General features: G+C 74.5%; 18 protein-coding genes. 7 read left to right on the plus strand and 11 right to left on the minus strand.

The genetic code is table 11. From position 1 onward, the window contains the following. Window positions 1-1477, plus strand: a 1477-nt coding sequence (locus VGH76_RS20710) for a DUF2867 domain-containing protein (RefSeq protein WP_331558613.1), incomplete at its 5' end; no start/stop codon positions are given. A 51-nt stretch (window positions 1478-1528) separates the two neighbouring features. Here the strand turns inward: VGH76_RS20710 and VGH76_RS20715 are convergent. Beyond that, window positions 1529-2644 carry a glutamate--cysteine ligase gene (locus VGH76_RS20715; RefSeq protein WP_331558614.1) on the minus strand — a complete coding sequence of 372 codons (1116 nt, stop codon included), beginning with the start codon at window positions 2642-2644 and terminating at the stop codon, window positions 1529-1531. A gap of 19 nt (window positions 2645-2663) precedes the next feature. Here VGH76_RS20715 and VGH76_RS20720 point away from each other — a divergent pair, with 19 nt between their 5' ends. Continuing rightward, a complete protein-coding gene (locus VGH76_RS20720; protein WP_331558615.1) occupies window positions 2664-3134 on the plus strand; it encodes an NUDIX hydrolase in 471 nt (156 codons plus the stop codon). A 32-nt stretch (window positions 3135-3166) separates the two neighbouring features. Further along, entirely contained in the window at window positions 3167-4378 is a 1212-nt protein-coding gene (locus tag VGH76_RS20725; protein ID WP_331558616.1) for an acyl-CoA dehydrogenase family protein, read from the plus strand. Window positions 4379-4382: 4 nt separating this feature from the next. Here VGH76_RS20725 and VGH76_RS20730 read toward each other — a convergent pair whose 3' ends face one another. Further along, on the minus strand, window positions 4383-5705 hold the full coding sequence (locus VGH76_RS20730; RefSeq protein WP_331558617.1) for a GGDEF domain-containing protein: 1323 nt from the start codon (window positions 5703-5705) through the stop codon (window positions 4383-4385). 370 nt (window positions 5706-6075) lie between these two features. On the opposite strand from VGH76_RS20730, the gene VGH76_RS20735 reads away from it, so the two are divergent. Next, window positions 6076-6222 carry a hypothetical protein gene (locus tag VGH76_RS20735; RefSeq protein ID WP_331558618.1) on the plus strand — a complete coding sequence of 49 codons (147 nt, stop codon included), beginning with the start codon at window positions 6076-6078 and terminating at the stop codon, window positions 6220-6222. A gap of 42 nt (window positions 6223-6264) precedes the next feature. On the opposite strand, the gene VGH76_RS20740 is transcribed toward VGH76_RS20735, so the two are convergent. Further along, entirely contained in the window at window positions 6265-7578 is a 1314-nt protein-coding gene (locus VGH76_RS20740) for an MFS transporter (RefSeq protein ID WP_331558619.1), read from the minus strand. 199 nt (window positions 7579-7777) lie between these two features. Here VGH76_RS20740 and VGH76_RS20745 point away from each other — a divergent pair, with 199 nt between their 5' ends. The 3 genes from VGH76_RS20745 to VGH76_RS20755 all read left to right on the plus strand — a co-directional run bounded on the left by VGH76_RS20745 (window position 7778) and on the right by VGH76_RS20755 (window position 10003). Next, on the plus strand, window positions 7778-8275 hold the full coding sequence (locus tag VGH76_RS20745) for a DUF3145 domain-containing protein (RefSeq protein WP_331558620.1): 498 nt from the start codon (window positions 7778-7780) through the stop codon (window positions 8273-8275). 80 nt (window positions 8276-8355) lie between these two features. Beyond that, window positions 8356-8964, plus strand: a complete 609-nt coding sequence (locus tag VGH76_RS20750) for a hypothetical protein (RefSeq protein ID WP_331558621.1) — start codon at window positions 8356-8358, stop codon at window positions 8962-8964. A 220-nt stretch (window positions 8965-9184) separates the two neighbouring features. Beyond that, entirely contained in the window at window positions 9185-10003 is an 819-nt protein-coding gene (locus VGH76_RS20755) for a hypothetical protein (protein ID WP_331558622.1), read from the plus strand. A gap of 51 nt (window positions 10004-10054) precedes the next feature. Here VGH76_RS20755 and VGH76_RS20760 read toward each other — a convergent pair whose 3' ends face one another. From VGH76_RS20760 to aceE, 8 genes are all read right to left on the minus strand, one after another. Further along, entirely contained in the window at window positions 10055-11527 is a 1473-nt protein-coding gene (locus VGH76_RS20760) for an acyl-CoA carboxylase subunit beta (RefSeq protein ID WP_331558623.1), read from the minus strand. A 141-nt stretch (window positions 11528-11668) separates the two neighbouring features. After that, entirely contained in the window at window positions 11669-12931 is a 1263-nt protein-coding gene (locus tag VGH76_RS20765; RefSeq protein WP_331558624.1) for a beta-ketoacyl-[acyl-carrier-protein] synthase family protein, read from the minus strand. Beyond that, window positions 12928-13170 (minus strand): acyl carrier protein, encoded by a 243-nt coding sequence (locus tag VGH76_RS20770; protein WP_018331414.1) that lies wholly within the window; start codon window positions 13168-13170, stop codon window positions 12928-12930. The genes VGH76_RS20765 and VGH76_RS20770 overlap by 4 nt, the downstream gene beginning before the upstream one ends. A 56-nt stretch (window positions 13171-13226) precedes the next feature. Beyond that, window positions 13227-14219 carry a beta-ketoacyl-ACP synthase III gene (locus VGH76_RS20775; RefSeq protein WP_331558625.1) on the minus strand — a complete coding sequence of 331 codons (993 nt, stop codon included), beginning with the start codon at window positions 14217-14219 and terminating at the stop codon, window positions 13227-13229. Further along, the gene (locus tag VGH76_RS20780) at window positions 14216-15172 is read right to left on the minus strand and encodes an ACP S-malonyltransferase (protein WP_331558626.1); all 957 of its coding nucleotides are present in this window, start codon (window positions 15170-15172) and stop codon (window positions 14216-14218) included. The genes VGH76_RS20775 and VGH76_RS20780 overlap by 4 nt, the downstream gene beginning before the upstream one ends. 173 nt (window positions 15173-15345) lie before the next feature. After that, window positions 15346-16641: a PucR family transcriptional regulator gene (locus VGH76_RS20785; protein WP_331558627.1), complete on the minus strand. Its 1296-nt coding sequence runs from the start codon at window positions 16639-16641 to the stop codon at window positions 15346-15348. Between the two features lie 115 nt (window positions 16642-16756). After that, on the minus strand, window positions 16757-16960 hold the full coding sequence (locus tag VGH76_RS20790; protein WP_018331418.1) for a cold-shock protein: 204 nt from the start codon (window positions 16958-16960) through the stop codon (window positions 16757-16759). Window positions 16961-17155: 195 nt separating this feature from the next. After that, window positions 17156-19972 (minus strand): pyruvate dehydrogenase (acetyl-transferring), homodimeric type, encoded by a 2817-nt coding sequence (gene aceE, locus VGH76_RS20795; RefSeq protein ID WP_331558628.1) that lies wholly within the window; start codon window positions 19970-19972, stop codon window positions 17156-17158. Window positions 19973-20131 lie beyond the last annotated feature (159 nt).

Below are 20131 nucleotides of genomic sequence, written 5' to 3' on the forward strand. Positions count from 1 at the left end.
GACCCGGCTCGTGCCCCGTCTCCTTGCCCGCGGCGACGAGGTCACGGTGCTCGTCCGCTCGCCGGGCAAGCTGGCCCGCTGCGGGTGGGCCGATCGCGTGGACGTGGTCCCGGGCGAGCTCGGTGCTCCCGCCGCGGTGACCCGCCTCGTCGACGGGGCGGACGCCGTCGTGCACCTCGCCCACGCGCTCGAGCGCGCCGACTTCCCCGAGCGCGATCGCGCGGCGGCCCACGCCGTCGCGGACGCCGCGGACCGGGCCGGCGTCAGCCGGCTCGTCTACCTCGGCGGGCTGCGGCCCCCGGTCGACCCCGCCCACCCCGCCTCACGCCACCTCGCTTCGCGCGCCGAGGTGGCCGACATCTTCCTCGGCTCGCCGGTGCCGACCGCGGCGCTCGAGGCGTCGATCGTCGTCGGGTCCGGGTCGGCGAGCTTCGAGATGATCCGCTACCTCGCCGAGCGGGTGCCGGTGCTGCCCGCGATCAGCTGGCTGCACCACCGGACGCAGCCCATCGCGGTCGACGACGTCCTGCACCACCTGGTGGCCGCGACCACCCTGCCCCGGGAGGTGGACCGGGCCCTCGACGTCGGCGGCCCTGACGTCCTGACCTACCTGGACCTGGTGCAGCGCTACGCGCGGATCGCCGGGCTGCCCCAGCGGCTCGCGGTCCCGGTGCCCGTGCCGGTCCCGCCCGGCGGCCCGACGGTGGCCGCCGCGGTCCTCGAGCTGCTCTCCCCGCTGCCGCGCACCCTCGTGGAGCCGCTGGTCGAGTCGCTGCGCCACGAACTGGTGTGCGGCGACTCGCTGGCCGACGCGCACGCCCTCCTCGGGGCGCCGCCGGGCGGGCCGACGACCTACGACGCCGCCGTGCGCGCCGCGCTCGGCCGACGCCGTGACGGGACGGACCCCGAGGAGCGGGACCCCTCGCCGTCGTCGTCACCCGGCCCGGACGGCGTCGACCGCGTCGACGCCGACGAGCGGCCGGCGGCGCTGGCGCGGGCGACCGACCCGGTCGGCTCCGGCGGGGCCACGTGGCGCTGGCGGTCGAGTGCCGACTCGCGGGCGCCCGCGCGGACGGTCTGGGGCGTGCTGCAGCGCCTCGGCGGCGACACCGGCTGGTACACCCCGCCCGGGGTGTTCGGCGTGCTCGGCTGGGCCGACCAGCTGCTCGGCGGCGTCGGGGCCTACCGGGGCCGCACGCACGGGCGCGACCTCGTCGTGGGCGACGTCGTCGACGCCTGGCGGGTGGAGGCCCTCGAACCGGAACGCCTGCTGCGGCTGCGCGCCGACCTGCGCGTGCCCGGCCGGCTGTGGCTGCAGTTCACGGTGGTCCCGCAGGGGCAGGGCTCGCGGCTGGAGGTCGAGGTCGGGTTCGCGCCCTCGGGCCTCGCCGGGGTCGCCTACGGGGCCGCGCTGCGGGTGGGCGTGCCGCTGGTCTTCCCCTCGATGGTGCGGGGGATCGTGGGTGCCGCCGGTTAGGTGCGCTGCGCGCAGGTGAGCACTGATCCGCGCTGTTCGGCGGATTACTGCTCACGGGCGCGGAGCGCACCGGGCGACCGCGTCCAGCGCCACCGCCTTCGTCCCGCGCCCGGTGTGCCCGCCCCCCTCGGCGAACACCCGCCGCTGGCGCGCCGCGCCGGTGGCGCCGGCGAGCACCTGCGCGCACCCGGCCCGGGCCCGCGCGGCGTCCGGCCCGAGCGCGTCCGCGACGTGCTCGAGCAGCGCGTGCACCACCGCGCCCGCCTCGGCGGCCCGGTTGGTGCGCGGGTCGACCAGCAGCCCGGACTCGGTGTCGTGGCCCGGCACGCAGCCCGAGCGCGCCGCCCGCCAGTGCGCCAGGCGCAGCACCTCCACCGGGGTGCTCGCCGGCGGTTCCCCGGCCGCCCACGCCCGGGCGGCGGTCTCCACCAGCGCGCGGGCGAGCAGCGCGACGACGACCGCCTCCTCGACCTCCCCGGCGACGTCGGCCACCCGGACCTCCACCGTCGGGTAGGAGGCGGCCAGCCGGGCGTCGAAGTAGACCATCCCCTCGTCGAGCACGGTGCCGGTCTCCACCATCGCGGCCACGGAGGCGTCGTAGGCCTCGGGCGTGCCGAAGACGGGCGTGGGGCCGGCGCTGGGCCACCGCGACCACACCAGCGAGCGGTAGCTGGCGTGCCCGGTGTCGGCGCCGCGCCAGAAGGGCGAGTTCGCGGAGAGCGCGCGCAGCACCGGCAGCCACGGCCCGATGCGGTCCAGCACCCCGACGCCCTCCTCCCGCGAGCCGATCTCGACGTGCACGTGCTGGCCGTTGGTCAGCTGCTCGGAGGCGATCGGCCCGAAGCGCTCCAGGATGCGGCCGTAGCGCCCCGGCGGCGGGCGCAGCGGGTCGGGCGCGACGGGGGAGGTGGCGAGTCCCGCGACCGCCGCGCCCTGCGACGACGCGGCCCGGGCGGCCTCACGACGACGGGTGCTGAGGTCCGCGGCGAGCGCGTCGACGTCGTCGTGGGGCGTGCTGCCGGTCTCCACCTGCTCGGCGCGCATCTCGCCGTCGAGCTCCTCGCCCGCGTCGCGCACCGACGCGGACAGCCCGAGGGGCCGCCCGTCGTCGGGGTCGACGAGCAGCAGCTCCTCCTCCACGCCGAGACGGCGCGCACCGTGGTCCACGACGGGGGATCATCGTCGGGTGGCGGCACGCGAGCAGGACCGGGGGGCCAACGGCGACGGCTGGGTGCGCTGCGACGAGGGCCACCGCCACTGGGGCCGCTTCGGCGCGGCCGGGCTGCTGGTGCTGGCCACCGGGCGGGTGCTGCTCGCCCACCGGGCGTCCTGGAGCCACCACGGCGGCACCTGGGGCATCCCCGGCGGAGCTCGCGACGGCGCCGAGACCGCCCGGGACGCGGCGCTGCGCGAGGCGGTCGAGGAGACCGGGCTGGACCCGGCGGCCGTCGTCGTCACCACCGAGACCGTCGACGACCACGGTGGCTGGTCCTACACGACGGTGCACGCCGCGCTGACCGTCGACCCGCCGCCGCTGCACCCCACCGACGCCGAGTCCACCGAACTGGCGTGGGTGCTGCTCGCCGAGGTGGACACGCTCGACCTGCACCCCGGGTTCGCCGGATTCTGGCACGGGCCGGACGCCCCGACGCGCTGAACGGGGCGCCTGCACGTCCTACCGTGGGAACCATGGCCGACACCTCCCCCCGTCGCTCCGCTCGCCGGGGCCCGGATCCCAGTGACTTCCTCGCCCTCGACGCCGAGCTGTCCGCCGAGGAGCGCGACATCCGCGACGCGGTGCGGGACTACGCGGCCGCGGAGCTCGCCCCCCGGATCAGCGAGTGGTACGAGTCGAACACGCTGCCCCGCGACATCGCGAAGGGCCTGGGCTCGCTCGGCCTGCTCGGCATGCACCTCGAGGGCTACGGCTGCGCCGGGACCAACGCCAGCTCCTACGGCCTGGCCTGCCGCGAGCTCGAGGCGGTCGACTCCGGGCTGCGCTCGTTCGTCTCGGTCCAGGGCTCGCTCGCGATGTTCGCCATCCACCGGTGGGGCAGCGAGGAGCACAAGCAGCAGTGGCTGCCGCGTATGGCGACCGGCGACGCGCTGGGCTGCTTCGGGCTGACGGAGCCCGACGCCGGGTCCGACCCCGGCTCGATGCGCACCCGCGCGCGCCGCGACGGCGACGACTGGGTGCTCGACGGCACCAAGATGTGGATCACCAACGGGACCCTGGCCGACGTCGCCGTCGTGTGGGCGCAGACCGACCCCGACGCCGGGTCGAAGGGCATCCGCGGCTTCGTCGTCCCGACCGAGACCCCCGGCTTCACCGCCCACGAGATCAAGCACAAGCTCTCGCTGCGCGCCTCGCTGACCGCCGAGCTCGTGCTCGAGGGCGTGCGGGTGCCGGGCGACGCGGTGTTCCCCGAGGTCACCGGGCTCAAGGGTCCGCTGTCGTGCCTCAACGAGGCCCGCTACGGGATCCTCTGGGGCGCCGTCGGGGCCGCGCGGTCCTGCTTCGAGGCGGCGCTGTCCTACGCGATGGACCGCGAGCAGTTCGGCAGCCCGATCGCGGGCTTCCAGCTCACCCAGCGCAAGCTCACCGACATGGTCGTCGCGGTGAACCAGGCCGGGCTCACCGCGGGCCGGATCGGGCGGCTCAAGGACGCGCACGAGCTGCACCCGTCGCAGGTCAGCTTCGGCAAGATGGCCAACGTGCGCGCCGCGCTCGACGTCGCCCGGACCGCACGCACCGTGCTCGGCGGGAACGGGATCACGCTCGAGTACCCGGTGTTCCGGCACATGACGAACCTGGAGACGGTGCTGACCTACGAGGGCACCGAGGAGATGCACGCGCTCTCCATCGGGCAGGCGCTGACGGGGCTGGCGGCGTTCCGCTGACCCGTCACGCCGGCGGGGCGGTGACCACGCGGTCGCGCCCGGCGCGCTTGGCCTCGTAGAGCGCGCCGTCGGCGGCGCCGACGAGCTCGTCGACGGTGCCGGCCGCCTTCGGGCTGGCGACGCACCCGATGGACGCGGTGAGCCCGCGGATGCGCGTCGGGCCGCCCGGTCCGGCCACGGTGAGGTCGAGCGACCCGATCCGGGTCCGGAGACGGTCGGCGGTGTGGGACGCCGAGGCCGGGTCGACCCCGGAGAGCAGGACGACGAACTCCTCGCCCCCGAAGCGGCCCACGGCGTCGTACCCGCGCACCTCGGCCGAGAGCGCGGCGGCGACCGCGCGCAGCACCTCGTCACCGGCGAGGTGGCCGTGGGCGTCGTTGACGGCCTTGAAGTTGTCCAGGTCGACCATGAGCACGGCGAGCCCGGTGCCCAGCCGACGGGTCCGCGCCATCTCCTTGGCGGCCATCTCGGCCCACGCGGATCCGTTGGCCAGCCCCGTCTTCGGGTCGGTCCGCGAGGCCTGCCGGAACTGGTCCACCAGCACGCCGCGGTGCAGCATGATCACCGGGACCAGCAGGATCGGCACCAGCCACGGCGAGGCGGCGGCCAGCACGGCGAGCGCGGCGCCCAGGGCGAGCGCGCCGAGCCCCAGGAGGGTGTCCGCGGGACTGGCCAGGTGGCGGCGCACGGACGGCGTCGGCGAGGACAGCAGCAGGATGATCCCGACGACGAGGCCGTGGTTGACCGTCCAGCGCACCAGCGCCGCGAGCGCGATGAGGACCAGGCCCTTCGGCCCGGCCGCGGCCGTGAGCAGCGTGCTCTTGTCGATGTCGAGCAGCACGAGCGCCGCGGCGCCGGTGCCGAGCACGACGGTCGCCCAGGAGAAGATCCACCGGTGGGGCGGCGGGTGCTGCTCGTTGCGGACCCACCAGTAGGCGAACGTCGCGGTGACGAGCACGAGCGCGGGCCCCAGGTGCACGAGCAGCAGGCCCGCGAAGGTCCACATCGACTTGAGGTCGATGAACGGGCGGTCGGTGCGGGTGATGCGAATGCGCTCGATGTGGCGGGCGGCCTCGGCGTGCACCGCCGCGCCCAGGAAGAGCAGGCCGGCGACCAGCCAGTCCTGCCCGGTGGCCGGCCGCCCGACGAACGGGGCGACGGTCACCGCGATCGCGAGGACGTCCACGACGAGCACGTAGGTCAGCGCCCGGGGCCGCAGCGACCACAGATCCCACCGGCTCGGCACCAGCGCGGCCAGCCCGGACCGGTCGCGACGCGTGATCCCGCCGGCCTCCTGGCGGGTCGGCCGCGCGCGGGGAGCGGTCACGTTCTGCTGCCTCCGAAGCTGGGAATCGGCCGGTGACGGTGTCCCTGCTGGCCTCGCGCGGAGCCTCCACACCCGCCGGTCGCGCCCTCGTGGTGGTGACCCAACGGTACCGCGAACCACTCCGACGGGGACCTGTGGATCACCCTTTCGTGGCGTCTCACCTGGATGGTTGACGCCCGGTCGTCCTCTGGTGACCGAGGGCCACAGTTGCCAGGCTGGAGTCGTCCGACCGCAGAGCGTGACCGATCGAACCCCGCGGTTCGTCCCGTCGGCTGCTCACGCGGAGTGACATCTCTGCCCGGATGGGGACCTCGAACCGCGCGTGGTGACGCCGCGCACGGACACGGGGCGCGACCACGAAGGAGTACCGATGCCCACCACCTCCGACTCGAACTGGGTCCGCGACGACTCGAACTGGGTCCGGTCCGCCGTGCTGTCCCTCGGCAGGGACGACTCGAACTGGGTCCGCGACGCCCACTGGCGCGACGCCCATTGGCGGGACGCGCACTGGCGCTGACCCGACGCGGGCCCGACGCACCGGGCCCCCCCCGGACGCCGTTCACGCGGCGTCGGGGGTGCCGGTCGTCGGACCGGGGGGAGCGCGGCCCGTCTCCGGGTCGCGGACGTCGGTGCCCCGGCGGGCGCGCCGCCACGCACCGCCCGCCAGGACTGCGGCCAGGACCCCGACGGCGCCGCTGAGGGCGACGGCGCCGGGCGGCGAGGTCGCCTGCGCGAGCACGCCCGCGACGAGCACGCCCACCCCCTGGGTGGCGCGCAGGGCGGTGACCGCGAGGCCGAACGCCTGACCGCGGTGGGCGTCGGCGACCGCGGCGACGAAGGCCGCATTGGCGGGCACCTGATAGGCGCAGCACAGCCCGGAGGCCACCCAGAGGCCGATCACGACCGGCAGCGGGGGGTCCAGCGCGGAGCCGATCAGCGGCACGCAGGAGCCCACCGCGAGCGGCCCCAGCAGGCGTGACCGGGCGTCGGGGGCGACGAGCCGGGTGAGCGCCACGACCCCCACCGCGGCCCCCAGCGGGTTCGCCGCGAGCAGCACCCCCACCGCCGCCGTCCCCGCCCCGAGGTGTGCCGCGTACGGCGCGGCCAGTCCCTCGACGGTGACCACGAAGGCCGAGACGCACGCCAGCGCGATGAGCGCGCGCAGCCGGGCGTCGTGGCCCACCACGCGCGCGCCGTCCCGGATCCGCGCGAGCGCCTCCCGCACGCCCGCACCCGGCGTCGGGACCCCCTCCGGTCGCTCCGCGCGGTGCTCGGGGAGTCCGAGGCCGACCACGAGGGCGGAGACGACGAACGTCGCGGCGTCGATCCCGAGGGCGGGGGAGACCCCGAGCAGGGTCACCAGCGGGCCGCCCAGCGCGAACCCGAGCACCTGGGCGGACTGGTACGTCGTCCCGATCAGCGCCGCGCCGGCGACGTAGCGGTCGCCGTCGAGCAGGCGCGGCAGGATCGCCGAGCGCGCGGCGAGGAACGGCGCGGCGAGCATCTGCACGGCCACGAGCAGCACGCACAGGGCCGGCAGCGGCATGCCGGGCACCGCCATCGCGGCGACGAGGACCGCCCGGGCCACGTCGGTGACGACCATCGTGGCCCGGCGCGGGAAGCGGTCGGCGAGCCCGGAGAGCAGCGGGCCGGCCACGAGGTCGGGCAGGAAGGTCAGCGCGTAGGTCAGGGCGGTGAGCGCGGCTGAGGCGGTCCGGTCGAACACCAGGACGGTCAGCGCGACGCGGGCGACCTGGTCACCGAGGATCGAGAGCAGCTGGCCGGTCCAGAGCCGGCGGAACGGGGCGACGGCGAGGGTGGCCCGGAAGGTGGCGGGGCGGTCCTCGTCGGGACCGTCGTCGCGCCGCGTCATCGTCCGACGACGCTAGGCGATCGGGCCCCGCCGGTCGACGGCCTCCCGGTGGCGCGACACGCCGAACACGCGCACCACTGGCACAACAGGGGTCTCAGCGGGCACACTGCTGCGCGACCGCAGACGTGGGTCGCACTGAAGGCACGGGCGTTGCGAGGACGTTGGGGAAGACGCTTCTCGTCTCGACCGGAGGTCAGCAGTGAGCACCCGTGGCGTGGTCTACGTCCACTCGTCGCCGCCTGCGGTCAATCCGCACGTCGAGTGGGCCATTTCGGGCGTCCTGGACGCCCGTGTCGTGCTGGACTGGACCGCTCAGGACGCGGCCCCGGGCCAGATGAGGGCCGAGTGCTCGTGGACCGGCCCGGTCGGTACCGCGGCGCGCCTGGCGAGCGCCCTGCGTGCCTGGGGCATGCTGCGCTTCGAGGTCACCGAGGAGCCCAGCCCCGGCACCGACGGCGAGCGCTTCAGCCACGTCCCCGGGCTCGGGCTCTGGCACGGCCGGACCAGCGCGAACGGCGACGTCGTCGTCGGCGAGGACCAGCTGCGCTCGGCCATGGCCGGCGCGCGCCGCGACGGCCGCGACGCCCTCCACCACGCCCTCGACGAACTCCTGGGGCGCCGCTGGGACGACGCCCTCGAGCAGTACCGCTACGCCGGCGACGGCGCGGCGGTCGGATGGCTGCACCAGGTCGGCTGATCGCCGGGGCCGGTTCCCCGCCGGCCGGGCCCGGGCTGGCACAGTGCTCCCATGCCCTTCGCGCCGACCCGCCTCCCGGGGTGACCGGCGCCCGCAACGGCCGGCTGGCGGCGCTGACCCGCCCCGCCGTGACGGTGCCGATCGCCCTCGTCGTGCTGCTCGCCGTGCTCGGCGTGGTGGCCGCGGTGCTCGCGGGCCGGGCGTCCGGCACCGCGCGGGACGCCCTCGGTGACACCGGGCCGGCACTCGCTGGAGTGACATTGCCCGAGGACGGCTCCGCGGGGCCGCCGACCGTGGCGCTCACCCCCTCGGCGGCCGCCTCACCCCGCGCGACCGAGATCCGTGACCTCGTCCAGCGGCAGATCGACGCCCGCAACAACGGCGACTACGGCGCCTGGGTGGCGACCTCGTCGGCGACGTCCTCGGCCTCGGTGTCCTCGGCCCAGTTCGCCGACCGGAACCGCACGGTGAAGGTGGGCTCGGTGATCCTGCGACGCATCGATCCGGTGGGGGACGACCAGTACGTGGTGCCCATGGGGATGATCACCACCCAGGACCCCTCGTCGGCGCCCCCCGACGTCCCGGTGGCGCGGCTGTGCTGGCAGGTGTCGATGACCGTGGTGACCGAGCGGGGGTCGCTGCGCCTGGTGGATCCGCTGGCTGGGAGTTCCTTGCGGACGCCCTGCTAGGTGCCTACGGCTCGTGAGCACTTTCCGGGGCTATGACCCCGGAAAGTGCTCACGGGAACCGGAGGTTCACCGAGCGCCTCCAACCCCCGTGGAAGACCCCGAGGAATGGCAGCGGCTGCGGCGCGACCAGGGGAACGTCGCCAGCCTCGAACAGGCTTTCGCCCAGGGATTCACCGCCGATGCGGTGCGGGCGCACGTGGCCGCAGGACGATGGATCCCGATGTTCCGCAGCACGTACGCGCTCGTCAGCGGCGAACCGACGCCGGAGATGTGGCGCCGGGCGGCGCTGCTGTTCATCCGGGGCCCCGCGGTGCTCAGCCACGCGAGCGCCGCGGCCGTCCTGGGACTCCCCGGCGGGAGCGACGAGCTGCCGATCCACGTGACCGTCGAGTACGGGTCGTCGGCACGTGGATGCGACGGGATCGTGGTGCACCGGAGCCGGGCGTTCCCCCACATCGTGCTGGCCAACTGCGATCCGCCGGTGACCACGAAGAGCCAGACCCTGATCGACCTGGCCGTCGAGGCGCCGAGCGCCCGGGAGGCCATGAGGATCCTGACGGCGGGTGCGACGCAGGCCCACGTGCCGGGAGGGCGTATCCAGGCGGCCCTCGCGAACCGACGACCCCGCCGGTACCGCAGGGCGCTCGAGGCGGCGGCGAAGCTGATCGCCGAGGGCGTCGAGTCCGTGCTCGAGGGCTGGTACGCCGAGGACGTCGAGCTCGCGCACGGGTTGCCGGGAGGGGTCCGGCAGGTCGCCCGGGTGGTCGAGGGGCACCGCCGGGCCGAGGACCTCGAGTACGCCATGCCGCTCGGGGTGCTGACCGTGCGCCTGGACGGCTGGCGCACGCACGCCAACCGCCGTACGGCCCGCGTCGACCGGGCTCGCGACAACGCCGCCGAGCTGGAGGGTCGGGCCCGGCTGACCTTCGGCTACGAGGAGGTCAAGGACACCCCGTGCACCGTGGCGCAGATCGTCGCCGCCCGGCTCCGGCAGCTCGGGTGGCCAGGCGAAGTCACCAGGTGCACGGAGTGCCCGTGAGCACTTCCTGGGGTTATAGCCCCAGAAAGTGCTCACGTGCCCGTAGGGCACCTATAGCGGGATGTTCCCGTGATGCCCCCGCCCGGCGGGCGCGCTCGCGAGCGCGTCGACCCGGTGGGCCCGGGACTGGGCCGGGTCGATGACCTCGTCGACCACCCCGATCGACAGGGCGCGGTTGACCCCGCCGGCGGTGCGCTCGTGCTCCTCGGCGAGCTGGGTGTGCAGCGCCTCGCGCTCCTCCTCCGGGGCCGCCGCGAGCTGCTTGCGGTTGAGGATCCCCACGGCGGCCTTCGCGCCCATGACGGCGACCTCGGCGTCGGGCCAGGCGAACACCGCAGTCGCCCCGAGCGAGCGGGAGTTCATCGCGATGTAGGCCCCGCCGAACGACTTGCGGGTCACCAGGGTCACCCGCGGCACGGTCGCCTCGGCGAACGCGTGCAGCAGCTTCGCCCCGCGGCGCACCACGCCGTCCCACTCCTGCCCGACCCCGGGCAGGTAGCCGGGCACGTCGACCACGACCACCATCGGGATGCCGAACGCGTCGCAGAGCCGCACGAACCGCGCCGCCTTCTCCGCCGACGGCGAGTCCAGGCAGCCGCCCAGGCGGAGCGGGTTGTTCGCGATCACCCCGACCGCCCGGCCCCCCAGCCGGCCGAACCCGACCACGATGTTCGGCGCGTATCGCGGCTGCAGCTCCTCGAACGGCGACTCGCCCTCCGGGGCGGGGTCGAGCAGCTCGTGCAGCAGCGGGTGCACGTCGTAGGCGCGCTTCTTGGCCTCGGGCAGCAGCGCCCGCAGGTCCGACGACCGGGTGGAGCGCACGTCGAACGAGCCCGGCGTCGCGAAGAGCTCCGTCAGCCGCCGGGCCCGGGCCATCGCGTCGGCCTCGGAGTCGGCCACCACGTGGACCACGCCGGAGCGCCGGCCGTGGGCGTCCTGGCCGCCGAGTCCCTCGGCGTCGACGGTCTCGCCGGTCACCGAGCGGACGACGTCGGGTCCGGTGACGAACACCCGGCCCTGCGGCGCCATGATCACCAGGTCGGTCAGCGCCGGGCCGTAGGCCGCGCCGCCGGCGGCCGGGCCGAGCACCACCGAGATCTGGGGCACCCGCCCGGAGGCGCGCACCATCGCCGCGAACACCTGCCCGACGGCGTCGAGCGCCTCCACGCCCTCGGCGAGCCGGGCGCCGCCGGAGTGCCAGAGCCCGATCACCGGGCAGCGCAGCCGCAGCGCGGTGTCGATGGCCTCGACGATGTGGCGGCAGCCCTCGGAGCCCATGGCCCCGCCCATCACCGAGCCGTCGGTGATGTAGACGACGACGCGGGAGCCGTTGATCCGTCCGTGCGCGGCCATCGCGCCCGACGTGTCCGGCGGGCGCAGCGGGGAGAACGTCCCCTCGTCGACCAGCGCCGCCCCGCGCACGTACGGCGAGCGCGGGTCCAGCTCCTCGGTGGCGGGCAGGGACGACGAGCGGGCGGGGGGCTCGGGGGACGACGTCGAGGGGCGGGAGTCGAGAGCGGTCATGCGAACTCCTCTCCGGGCCGCCGCCCGCCGGTCGGGCGGGTGGCGGTGGGCGGGGTGGACGGGGCGGTACGGGTCGGCGGACCGCACCGTCCGGTGGCCTGGTCGTGGGGACGGGGCCTCGAGGTGCCGCGGCGCACCGGGTCAGGCCGGGGTGACGGCGAGCGAGACGTTGTGTCCTCCGAAGCCGAAGGAGTCGTTGACGGCGGCCTCGAGGGCCACCTTGCGGGCCTCGCCGGCGACGACGTCGAGCTCCACGTCGTCGTCGAGGTCGGTGAGGTTGGCGGTCGGGGGCACGAGCCCCTCGCGGACCGCGAGGATCGTCGCGATCGCCTCCACCGCGCCCGCGGCGCCGAGCAGGTGGCCCAGCGATCCCTTCGGCGCGGTGAGCACGGGGTGGTCCCCGATGGCCTTGCGGACGGCCACGGTCTCGGCCACGTCACCGACCGGGGTGGAGGTCGCGTGGCAGTTCACGTGCCCGACGTCGGCGGGCTCGAGCCCCGCGGTGCGCAGGGCGGCCGCGATCGCCCGCGACTGGCCCGTTCCCTCGGGGTCGGGCGCGGTGATGTGGTAGGCGTCCGCGCTGGTCCCGATGCCCGCGATGCGCCCGTGGACGGTCGCGCCCCGGGCCTTCGCGAACTCCTCGCGTTCCAGGACGACCATGCCCGAGCCCTCGCCCAGCACGAAGCCGTTGCGCTTCGTGTCGAAGGGCCGCGAGGCCTGCGTCGGGTCGTCCCAGTCGTGCGCCATGGTCCGGGCCTGGCAGAACCCGGCGAGGGTGATCGGTGCGATGCACGCCTCGGCGCCGCCGGCGACGACGACGTCGACCTCGTTCGCCTGGAGCATGCGCCAGCCCCAGGCGATGGCCTCGGCCCCGGACGCGCAGGCCGAGACCGGGGCGTGGATGCCGGCCGCGGCGCCGAACTCCAGCCCGACGTGGGCCGCGGGCCCGTTGGGCATGAGCATCGGGATGGTCAGGACCGCGACCTTGCGCAGGCCCTGCTGCTCGAGCAGGTCGTCCTGGCCGAGCAGGGTGGTGGCGCCGCCGATGCCGGTCCCGACGACGACGGCGAGGCGCAGCGCGTCCACCTTCGGCGACCCGTCCTCGGTGGCGGGGTAGTCGCCGAGGTCGGCGTGCTCCCACGCCTGACGGGCCGCGATGATCGCGACCTGCTCGGACCGGTCGAGGCGACGCAGCTCGACACGCTTGAGGATCTCGGAGGGCTCGACGGCGAGCTGGGAGGCGAAGTCGACGGGGAGCTCGAAGCGCGCCGGCCAGTCCTCCGTCAGGGGCCGGACACCGCTGGCGCCGGCCAGGAGGCCGTCCCAGGTGGTCTGCACGTCTCCGCCGAGCGGGGTCGTCGCGCCCATCCCGGTGACGACGACCCCCTGGCCGGGCGCACTCACGAGTGCGAGGAGATGTAGTCGACGGCGTCGGACACGGTGGTGAGCTTCGCGAGCTCGTCGTCGGGGATCTTGACCCCGAACTTGTCCTCGGCCTGCACGGCGATCTCCACCATCGAGAGCGAGTCGATGTCGAGGTCGTCGACGAACGACTTCTCCGGGGTCACCTCGGAGGCGTCGACGCCGGCCACCTCCTCGACGATGCTCGCGAGGTCGGGGAGGATCTCTTCCTTGGAAGCCACGTGGCTCCTTTCATCAGGGGTCTGGTGAGGACGAGGACGTTATAGCCAGGAAGGAGTCAGGGGAGCACGACCACTTGGCCGCCGTACGACAGGCCGGCCCCGAAGCCGACGATGAGCGCCACGTCGCCGGAGCGCACCCGGCCGGCGCCGCGCATGTGGTCGATGGCCATCGGGATGGACGCCGAGGACGTGTTGCCGGAGTGGACGATGTCGTCGGCGATGACGAGGTCGTCGCGCGCCCCCTGCTGCTTCAGCTTCTTCGCGATGGCCTCGACGATGCGCAGGTTGGCCTGGTGGGGGACCAGCACGTCGATGTCGGCCGGGCTCAGGCCGGCCTTCTCGAGGGCCTCCATCGCGATGGGCGCGATCTTGGTGGTGGCCCAGCGGAACACCGCCTGGCCCTCCTGGCGCAGGTAGTTCTTCTCGTCGATGCCGATCGTCGACACGAGGTCGCCCGCGGCGCCCCACGCGACCGGCCCGACGCCGACCTCCTCGGCGCTCTCGGCCGGTCCGAGCACGGCGGCACCCGCACCGTCGGCGAAGATGATGCAGGTCGACCGGTCGTCCATGTCCAGCCAGTCGGAGAGCTTCTCGGAGCCGACGACGAGGACGTGGCGGGCGGTGCCGCAGCGGATCATGTCGGCGGCGAGGCCGGTGCCGTAGCAGAACCCGGCGCACGCGGTGTTGACGTCCATCGCGCCGATGCCGTTGACCCCGATCCGGTCGGCCAGCTGCGCGGCGGCGTTGGGGATCGGGTTGGGCATGGTGCAGGTCGCGACGACGACGGCGTCGAGGTCGGTAGGGGAGAGGCCGGCATCGGCGAGGGCCTTGGAGCCTGCGTCGGCGCCCATGGAGACGACGGTGTCCGACTCGCCGGCGAAGCGGCGCTCGGCGATCCCGACGCGGCTGCGGATCCACTCGTCGTTGGTCTCGACGCGCTGCGCGAGCTCGTCGTTGGTGACGATGCGGTCGGGCTGGGAGCTGCCCAGGCCCAGGATGCGGGCGCCCGCGACCGGGTCGGGCTGGCGGATGGTGCCGTGCAGGCTCATTCCTGCCCCCGCACCAGCTCGACGGCCGCGGCGAGGTCATCGGGCGTCGACACGTTCACGGTGGCGGTCCCCTTGATCTGGCGCTTCACCATGCCGGTGAGCGTCCCGGCGGGCGTGAGCTCGACGGCGCCGGTGAGGCCGCGCTCGCGCAGGGTGTCCATGCAGGCGTCCCAGCGCACGGAGAGCGTGACCTGGGCGACGAGCCGGTCCAGGACGTCGGACCCGGAGGTGACGACGGCGCCGTCGGCGTCGGAGAGCAGGGCCAGCACCGGGTCGGCGGGCGCGAGCTGGTCGCGGTGCTCGCCGACCCAGCCCGACAGGGCCTTCTCGGCGGGCTCCATGAACCGGGTGTGGAAGGCGCCGGCGACGGCGAGGGGGCGCACCCGGGCGCCCTCGGGCGGCTCGGCGGCGAGGGCCTCGATGTCGGAGGTCCGGCCGGCGGCGACCACCTGCCCGGTGCCGTTGCGGTTGGCGGGCTCGAGGTCGCGCTCGGCGAGCGCGGCCAGCACCGTGTCCGCGTCACCGCCGAGGACCGCGGCCATCGAGGTCGGCTCCACCGCGCACGCGGCGGCCATCTCCTTGCCGCGCACCGCGGCGAGGGCGACCGCCCGCTCCGGGCTCAGCACCCCCGCGAGAGCGGCCGCGGCGAGCTCGCCGACCGAGTGCCCGGCCACCGTGGTGCCCTCGGGCAGGGCGTCCGAGCTGCCGAGCGAGCCGCCCAGTTCGCCCAGGAGGGCCTCGCCCGAGAGCAGCGCCGAGGCGACCAGCAGCGGCTGGGTGACGGCGGTGTCGGCGATCGCGTCGGCGTCGGCCTCGGTGCCCAACTGCGCCAGGTCGAGCCCGGCCGCCTCGGAGAACGCCGCCAGCCGTTCGCGGGCGCCGGGGCGTTCCAGCCACGGCGCGAGCATCCCCGGCTTCTGGGCGCCCTGACCGGGCGCGAGGATCGCGATCACACTCCGTACCCCACCACGCGCGGGTTGCGGGCAGCAGGCGTCGCGGTGACGAATCCTCGTCGGGGATCGTTGTGGGGTTCCTACAAATGTGGGGGCAAACACGCCATGGCGACGGAATCGATCGAGATGCCGCTCTCGATCACTGACGCCGGACGATCTTGCATCGTCGCAGGTCAGCGCCTCGGCGTGGGCTCCGTTCCGCCGCCGACCGTGCGCAACCGGTCGAGCGCGATGGCCATGTGCAACAACCGCGAGCCGCGCGCGTCGGAGGCCTGGGCGCCGGTGAGGTCGGCCACTCGACGCAGCCGGTACCGCACGGTGTTCGGGTGCACAAAGAGCGAGCGGGCGCACGCCTCCAGCACCCCGGCGTGCTCCAGGTAGGCCTCCACGGTCTCGACGAGCGAGCCACCGGCCTCCCGCAGCGGGCGGGCGACGTCGCGCACGAGCTGCTCGACCGCGGACGCATCGCCCGCGAGTACCCGCTCGGGGAGCAGTTCGTCGGCCGAGACCGGCCGGGGCGCGCCCGGCCAGGCCGCGACGGCCCGGTGCCCCGCGAGCGCCCGCACGGCCGAGCGGTGCGCGTCGAGCAGCCCGGCGACGACGGGTCCGGCGACGACGGGTCCTGGCCCGAAGGCGTCGGCGAGCGCCAGGGCGGCCTTGGACTCGCCGCGAGTGAGGTCGGTGAGGCGGTGGTCGCGCGGCCCGTCGTCGGGGGCGTCGTCGTCGACGTGCTCCCGGGACTCGTCGAGCGACATGACCATGACCAGGTGCGAGCCGTGGGCGCCGAGGAGCACCGAGACCCCCGCGCGGTAGGCGGCGCGCCGGACGCCGTGCAGCGGGTCGGGGCCCTCGGGGCGGGAGGGGTCGCCGGGGGCGGGCGGGTCGCCGACGAGCACCACCGCGCGCGCCCCCGGGTCCCACCCCAGCGCGGACGCGCGGGAGAGCAGGGCGCCCTCGGAGTCGCGGTCGGCGCGGACGACGGCGTCGACGACGAGGGCCTCGAGGCGGGCGTCCCAGGCGCCGCGGGACTCGGCGGCCGAGGCGTACACCGTCGCCGCCGCGAAGGCGACCTCGCGCCCGAAGCGCAGCACCGCCGTGACGAGGACGGCCCGCTCGGCCCGGCCCCCGGCCAGCGCGGGGATGCGCTCCTCGAAGACCTCGGTGGCGATGCGGACGAGCTCGACGGTCTGGCGCAGCGTCATCCGGCGGGCCAGGTCGGGTGGGGCGCTGCGGAAGGCCTCGGCGGTCAGGCGCGGGGTGGCGTCGGGGTCGCGGAGCCAGGTGACGAAGTTGGCGGCGCCGAGCTGGGTGACCATGAGGACGCCGGCGCGCTGGTCGGCGGTCAGCCGGGAGAACCACGGCAGCCGCGCGGACATCTCGGCGACCCCGGCGCCAGCCACCCCGCCGGTCGCGAGCTCGAGGCGGCGCACGGTGGCCTCGGAGACCGACCGTTCGCGGGTCCCCGCCATCAGCTCACCTCCGCGGCGTCGTCGCCCGTCCCCAGTGTCCCGGCCCCCGACGAGAAACGGGGCCCCGGCCGGCGAACCGGCCGGGGCCCCGCCCCGTGTGACGTGTGCGCGCTTGCTACAGCGGCGTGACCTGGACGGCCTGCAGGCCCTTCTGGCCCTGCTCGACGTCGAACGAGACGCGCTGACCCTCGTCAAGCGTCCGGAAGCCGCGAGACTGGATCGCCGAGTAGTGGACGAAGACGTCAGCGCCACCACCGTCGGGAGCGAGGAAGCCGAAGCCCTTCTCGCTGTTGAACCACTTGACGGTGCCTTCTGCCATTCTTGCTCCTCATACCGATGTCCCGGGGGCGCTGTCCTGCCCCCAGCCTTCAAGCCGCCGCCGGAGCGCTGTACTCCAACCGCCGGACCCGCCAGGTGCCTCGTTGGCTACGAGGAGGACCGGGCGGTCGGCGACAGCCTAGCGGGATCCCCTGGCACCAGAGCTAGCCCCGATCGCCGAAAAGTCACCGCGAGGTCACGAGACGCCGCTGTCGGACTCCTGCGGCCCCGCGGCCTGCGGGTCGTCGACCTGGTAGCGCCGCGCGGCGTCCCGCACCGTCGACTGGTCGACCTCGCCGCGGCGGGCCAGCGACGCCAGCACGGCCACGACGACGTTCTCCGCGTCGACCCCGAAGTGGCGCCGGGTGGCGGGCCGGGTGTCGGAGAGCCCGAAGCCGTCGGTGCCCAGCGTCGTGTAGTCCCCGGGCACCCAGGGGCGGATGAGGTCGGGGACGGCGCGCATCCAGTCCGAGACCGCCACCACCGGGCCGGCCGCGTCGGACAGCGCCGTCGTGACGTAGGGCGTGCGCGGATCGTCGTCGGGGTGGGCCTGGTTGTGGCGCTCGCACTCGACGCCGTCGCGGCGCAGCTCGCCGTAGGACGTCGCCGACCACAGGTCGGCCTGCACCCCCCACTCGGTCGCCAGCATCTCCTGGGCCTTCTGCGCCCACGGCATCGCGACGCCCGAGGCCAGGATCTGCGCCCGCGGGCCCGGCCCGCCGGGGGCCTGGGCGTAGCGGTAGAGCCCCCGCAGCAGGCCGTCGACGTCGAGGCCGTCGGGCTCCGCGGGCTGGCGGTAGGGCTCGTTGTAGACCGTCAGGTAGTACATGACGTTGGGGTCGCGGTCGGGCTCCGCGGGGGGCTCGCCAGCGGCGCCGTTGCTCGACTCGCCGTACATGCGCTCGAGCCCGTCGCGCACGATGTGGCCGATCTCGAAGGCGAACGCCGGGTCGTACGCGACGACGGCCGGGTTGGTCGCCGCGAGCAGGTGCGAGTGCCCGTCGTTGTGCTGCAGGCCCTCGCCGACGAGCGTCGTGCGCCCCGCCGTCGCCCCGAGCAGGAACCCGCGCGCCATCTGGTCGGCCGCGGCCCAGAGGTCGTCGCCGGTGCGCTGGAAACCGAACATCGAGTAGAAGATGTAGATCGGGATCATCGTCTCGCCGTGGGTGGCGTACGACGTCCCGACCGCGGTGAACGAGGCGACCGACCCGGCCTCGTTGATGCCCTCGTGCAGCAGCTGGCCCGTCTCGGACTCCCGGTAGGCCAGCAGCTGGTCGGCGTCCACCGACGTGTAGAGCTGCCCCTGCGGGTTGTAGATCTTGAGGTTCGAGAAGAACGAGTCCATCCCGAAGGTGCGGGCCTCGTCGGGGATGATCGGGATGACCCGCTTGCCGATCTCGTCGTCGCGGGTGAGCTCCTTGACCAGCCGGACGAAGGCCATCGTCGTGGCGATCTCCTGCTTGCCCGAGCCACGCCGCACGACGTCGTAGACCTTGTCGCCCGGCAGTACGAGCGGCTTGCTGCGCAGCCGCCGCTCCGGCAGCGGGCCGCCGAGCTGGCGGCGGCGATCGAGCATGTACTCGATCTCCGGGGCGTCCTTGCCGGGGTGGTAGTAGGGCGGCAGGTAGGGGTCGCGCTCGAGCTCGGCGTCGCTGATCGGCACCCGGACCTCGTCGCGGAAGGTCTTGAGGTCCTCGAGGGTCAGCTTCTTCATCTGGTGGGTCGCGTTGCGGCCCTCGAAGTGCGGGCCGAGCGTGTAGCCCTTGATCGACTTCGCGAGGATGACGGTCGGGCGGCCCTCGTGCTCGAGCGCCGCTTGGTAGGCCGCGTAGACCTTGCGGTAGTCGTGCGCGCCGCGCTTGAGGTTCCAGACGTCGTCGTCGGACATGTCCTTGACGAGTTCCTTGGTGCGCGGGTCGCGCCCGAAGAAGTGCTCGCGGACGTAGGCGCCGTCGTTGGCCTTGTAGGTCTGGAAGTCGCCGTCCGGCGTGGTGTTCATGAGGTTGATCAGGGCGCCGTCGCGGTCGGCGTGCAGCAGCCGGTCCCACTCCCGGCCCCAGATGACCTTGATGACGTTCCAGCCGGCGCCGCGGAAGAACGACTCCAGCTCCTGGATGACCTTGCCGTTGCCGTGCACCGGCCCGTCGAGGCGCTGCAGGTTGCAGTTGATGACGAAGGTCAGGTTGTCCAGGCCTTCGGCCGCCGCGACGTGGATGGCGCCGCGCGACTCCGGCTCGTCCATCTCGCCGTCGCCGAGGAACGCCCAGGTGTGCTGCTGGGAGGTGTCCTTGATGCCGCGGTTCTCCAGGTAGCGGTCGAAGCGCGCCTGGAAGATCGCGTTGATCGGGCCGAGGCCCATCGAGACCGTCGGGTGCTCCCAGAACCACGGCATGAGCCGCGGGTGCGGGTAGGACGGCAGGCCGCCGCCCGGGCCGGCGTGGCTGAGCTCCTGGCGGAAGCCGTCGAGGTGCTCGGCGCCCAGGCGGCCCTCGAGGAAGGCGCGGGCGTAGATGCCGGGGGAGGCGTGGCCCTGGATGTAGACGTGGTCCCCGCCGCCGGCGTGGTCCTTGCCGCGGAAGAACCAGTTGAAGCCGACCTCGTAGAGGCTGGCCGCCGACGCGTAGGTCGAGATGTGGCCGCCGACCCCGACGCCGGGCCGCTGCGCCCGGTGGACCATCGTCGCGGCGTTCCAGCGGATCCACGCGCGGTAACGGCGCTCGGTCTCCTCGTCGCCCGGGAACCACGGCTCCTGGTCGGTGGGGATGGTGTTGACGTAGTCGGTGGAGAACAGGCTCGGCACCGCGACGCGGCGCTCCCGGGCGCGCTGGAGCAGTTGCAGCATGAGGAAACGGGCGCGCTGCTGGCCGGCGCCGTCGAGCACCTGGTCGAACGACTCGATCCACTCGGCGGTCTCGTCCGGATCGATGTCCGGCAGGTGCGAGGAGAGGCCGTCACGGATGACGTGGACCCGCGGCGTGTCCGTGCTGTTCGGTGAGTCGTTCGTTGCTGACAACTGCGGATGCTCCTCGTCGCGTGGGTCCGACGGTGTGGCCCCGGCTCGCCCTCGCGGGGGTCTTCGGAACCGATTCTGCCTGCGGGGTCGCCCCAGGTGGTGACCATCGTCGTCCCCGGGCGCCCGTCCGTCATCTCTACCCACGAGTAGTCGGGACGG

It is taken from the genome of Actinomycetospora sp. (assembly GCF_036497585.1).
Taxonomy (GTDB): Bacteria; Actinomycetota; Actinomycetes; order Mycobacteriales; family Pseudonocardiaceae; genus Actinomycetospora.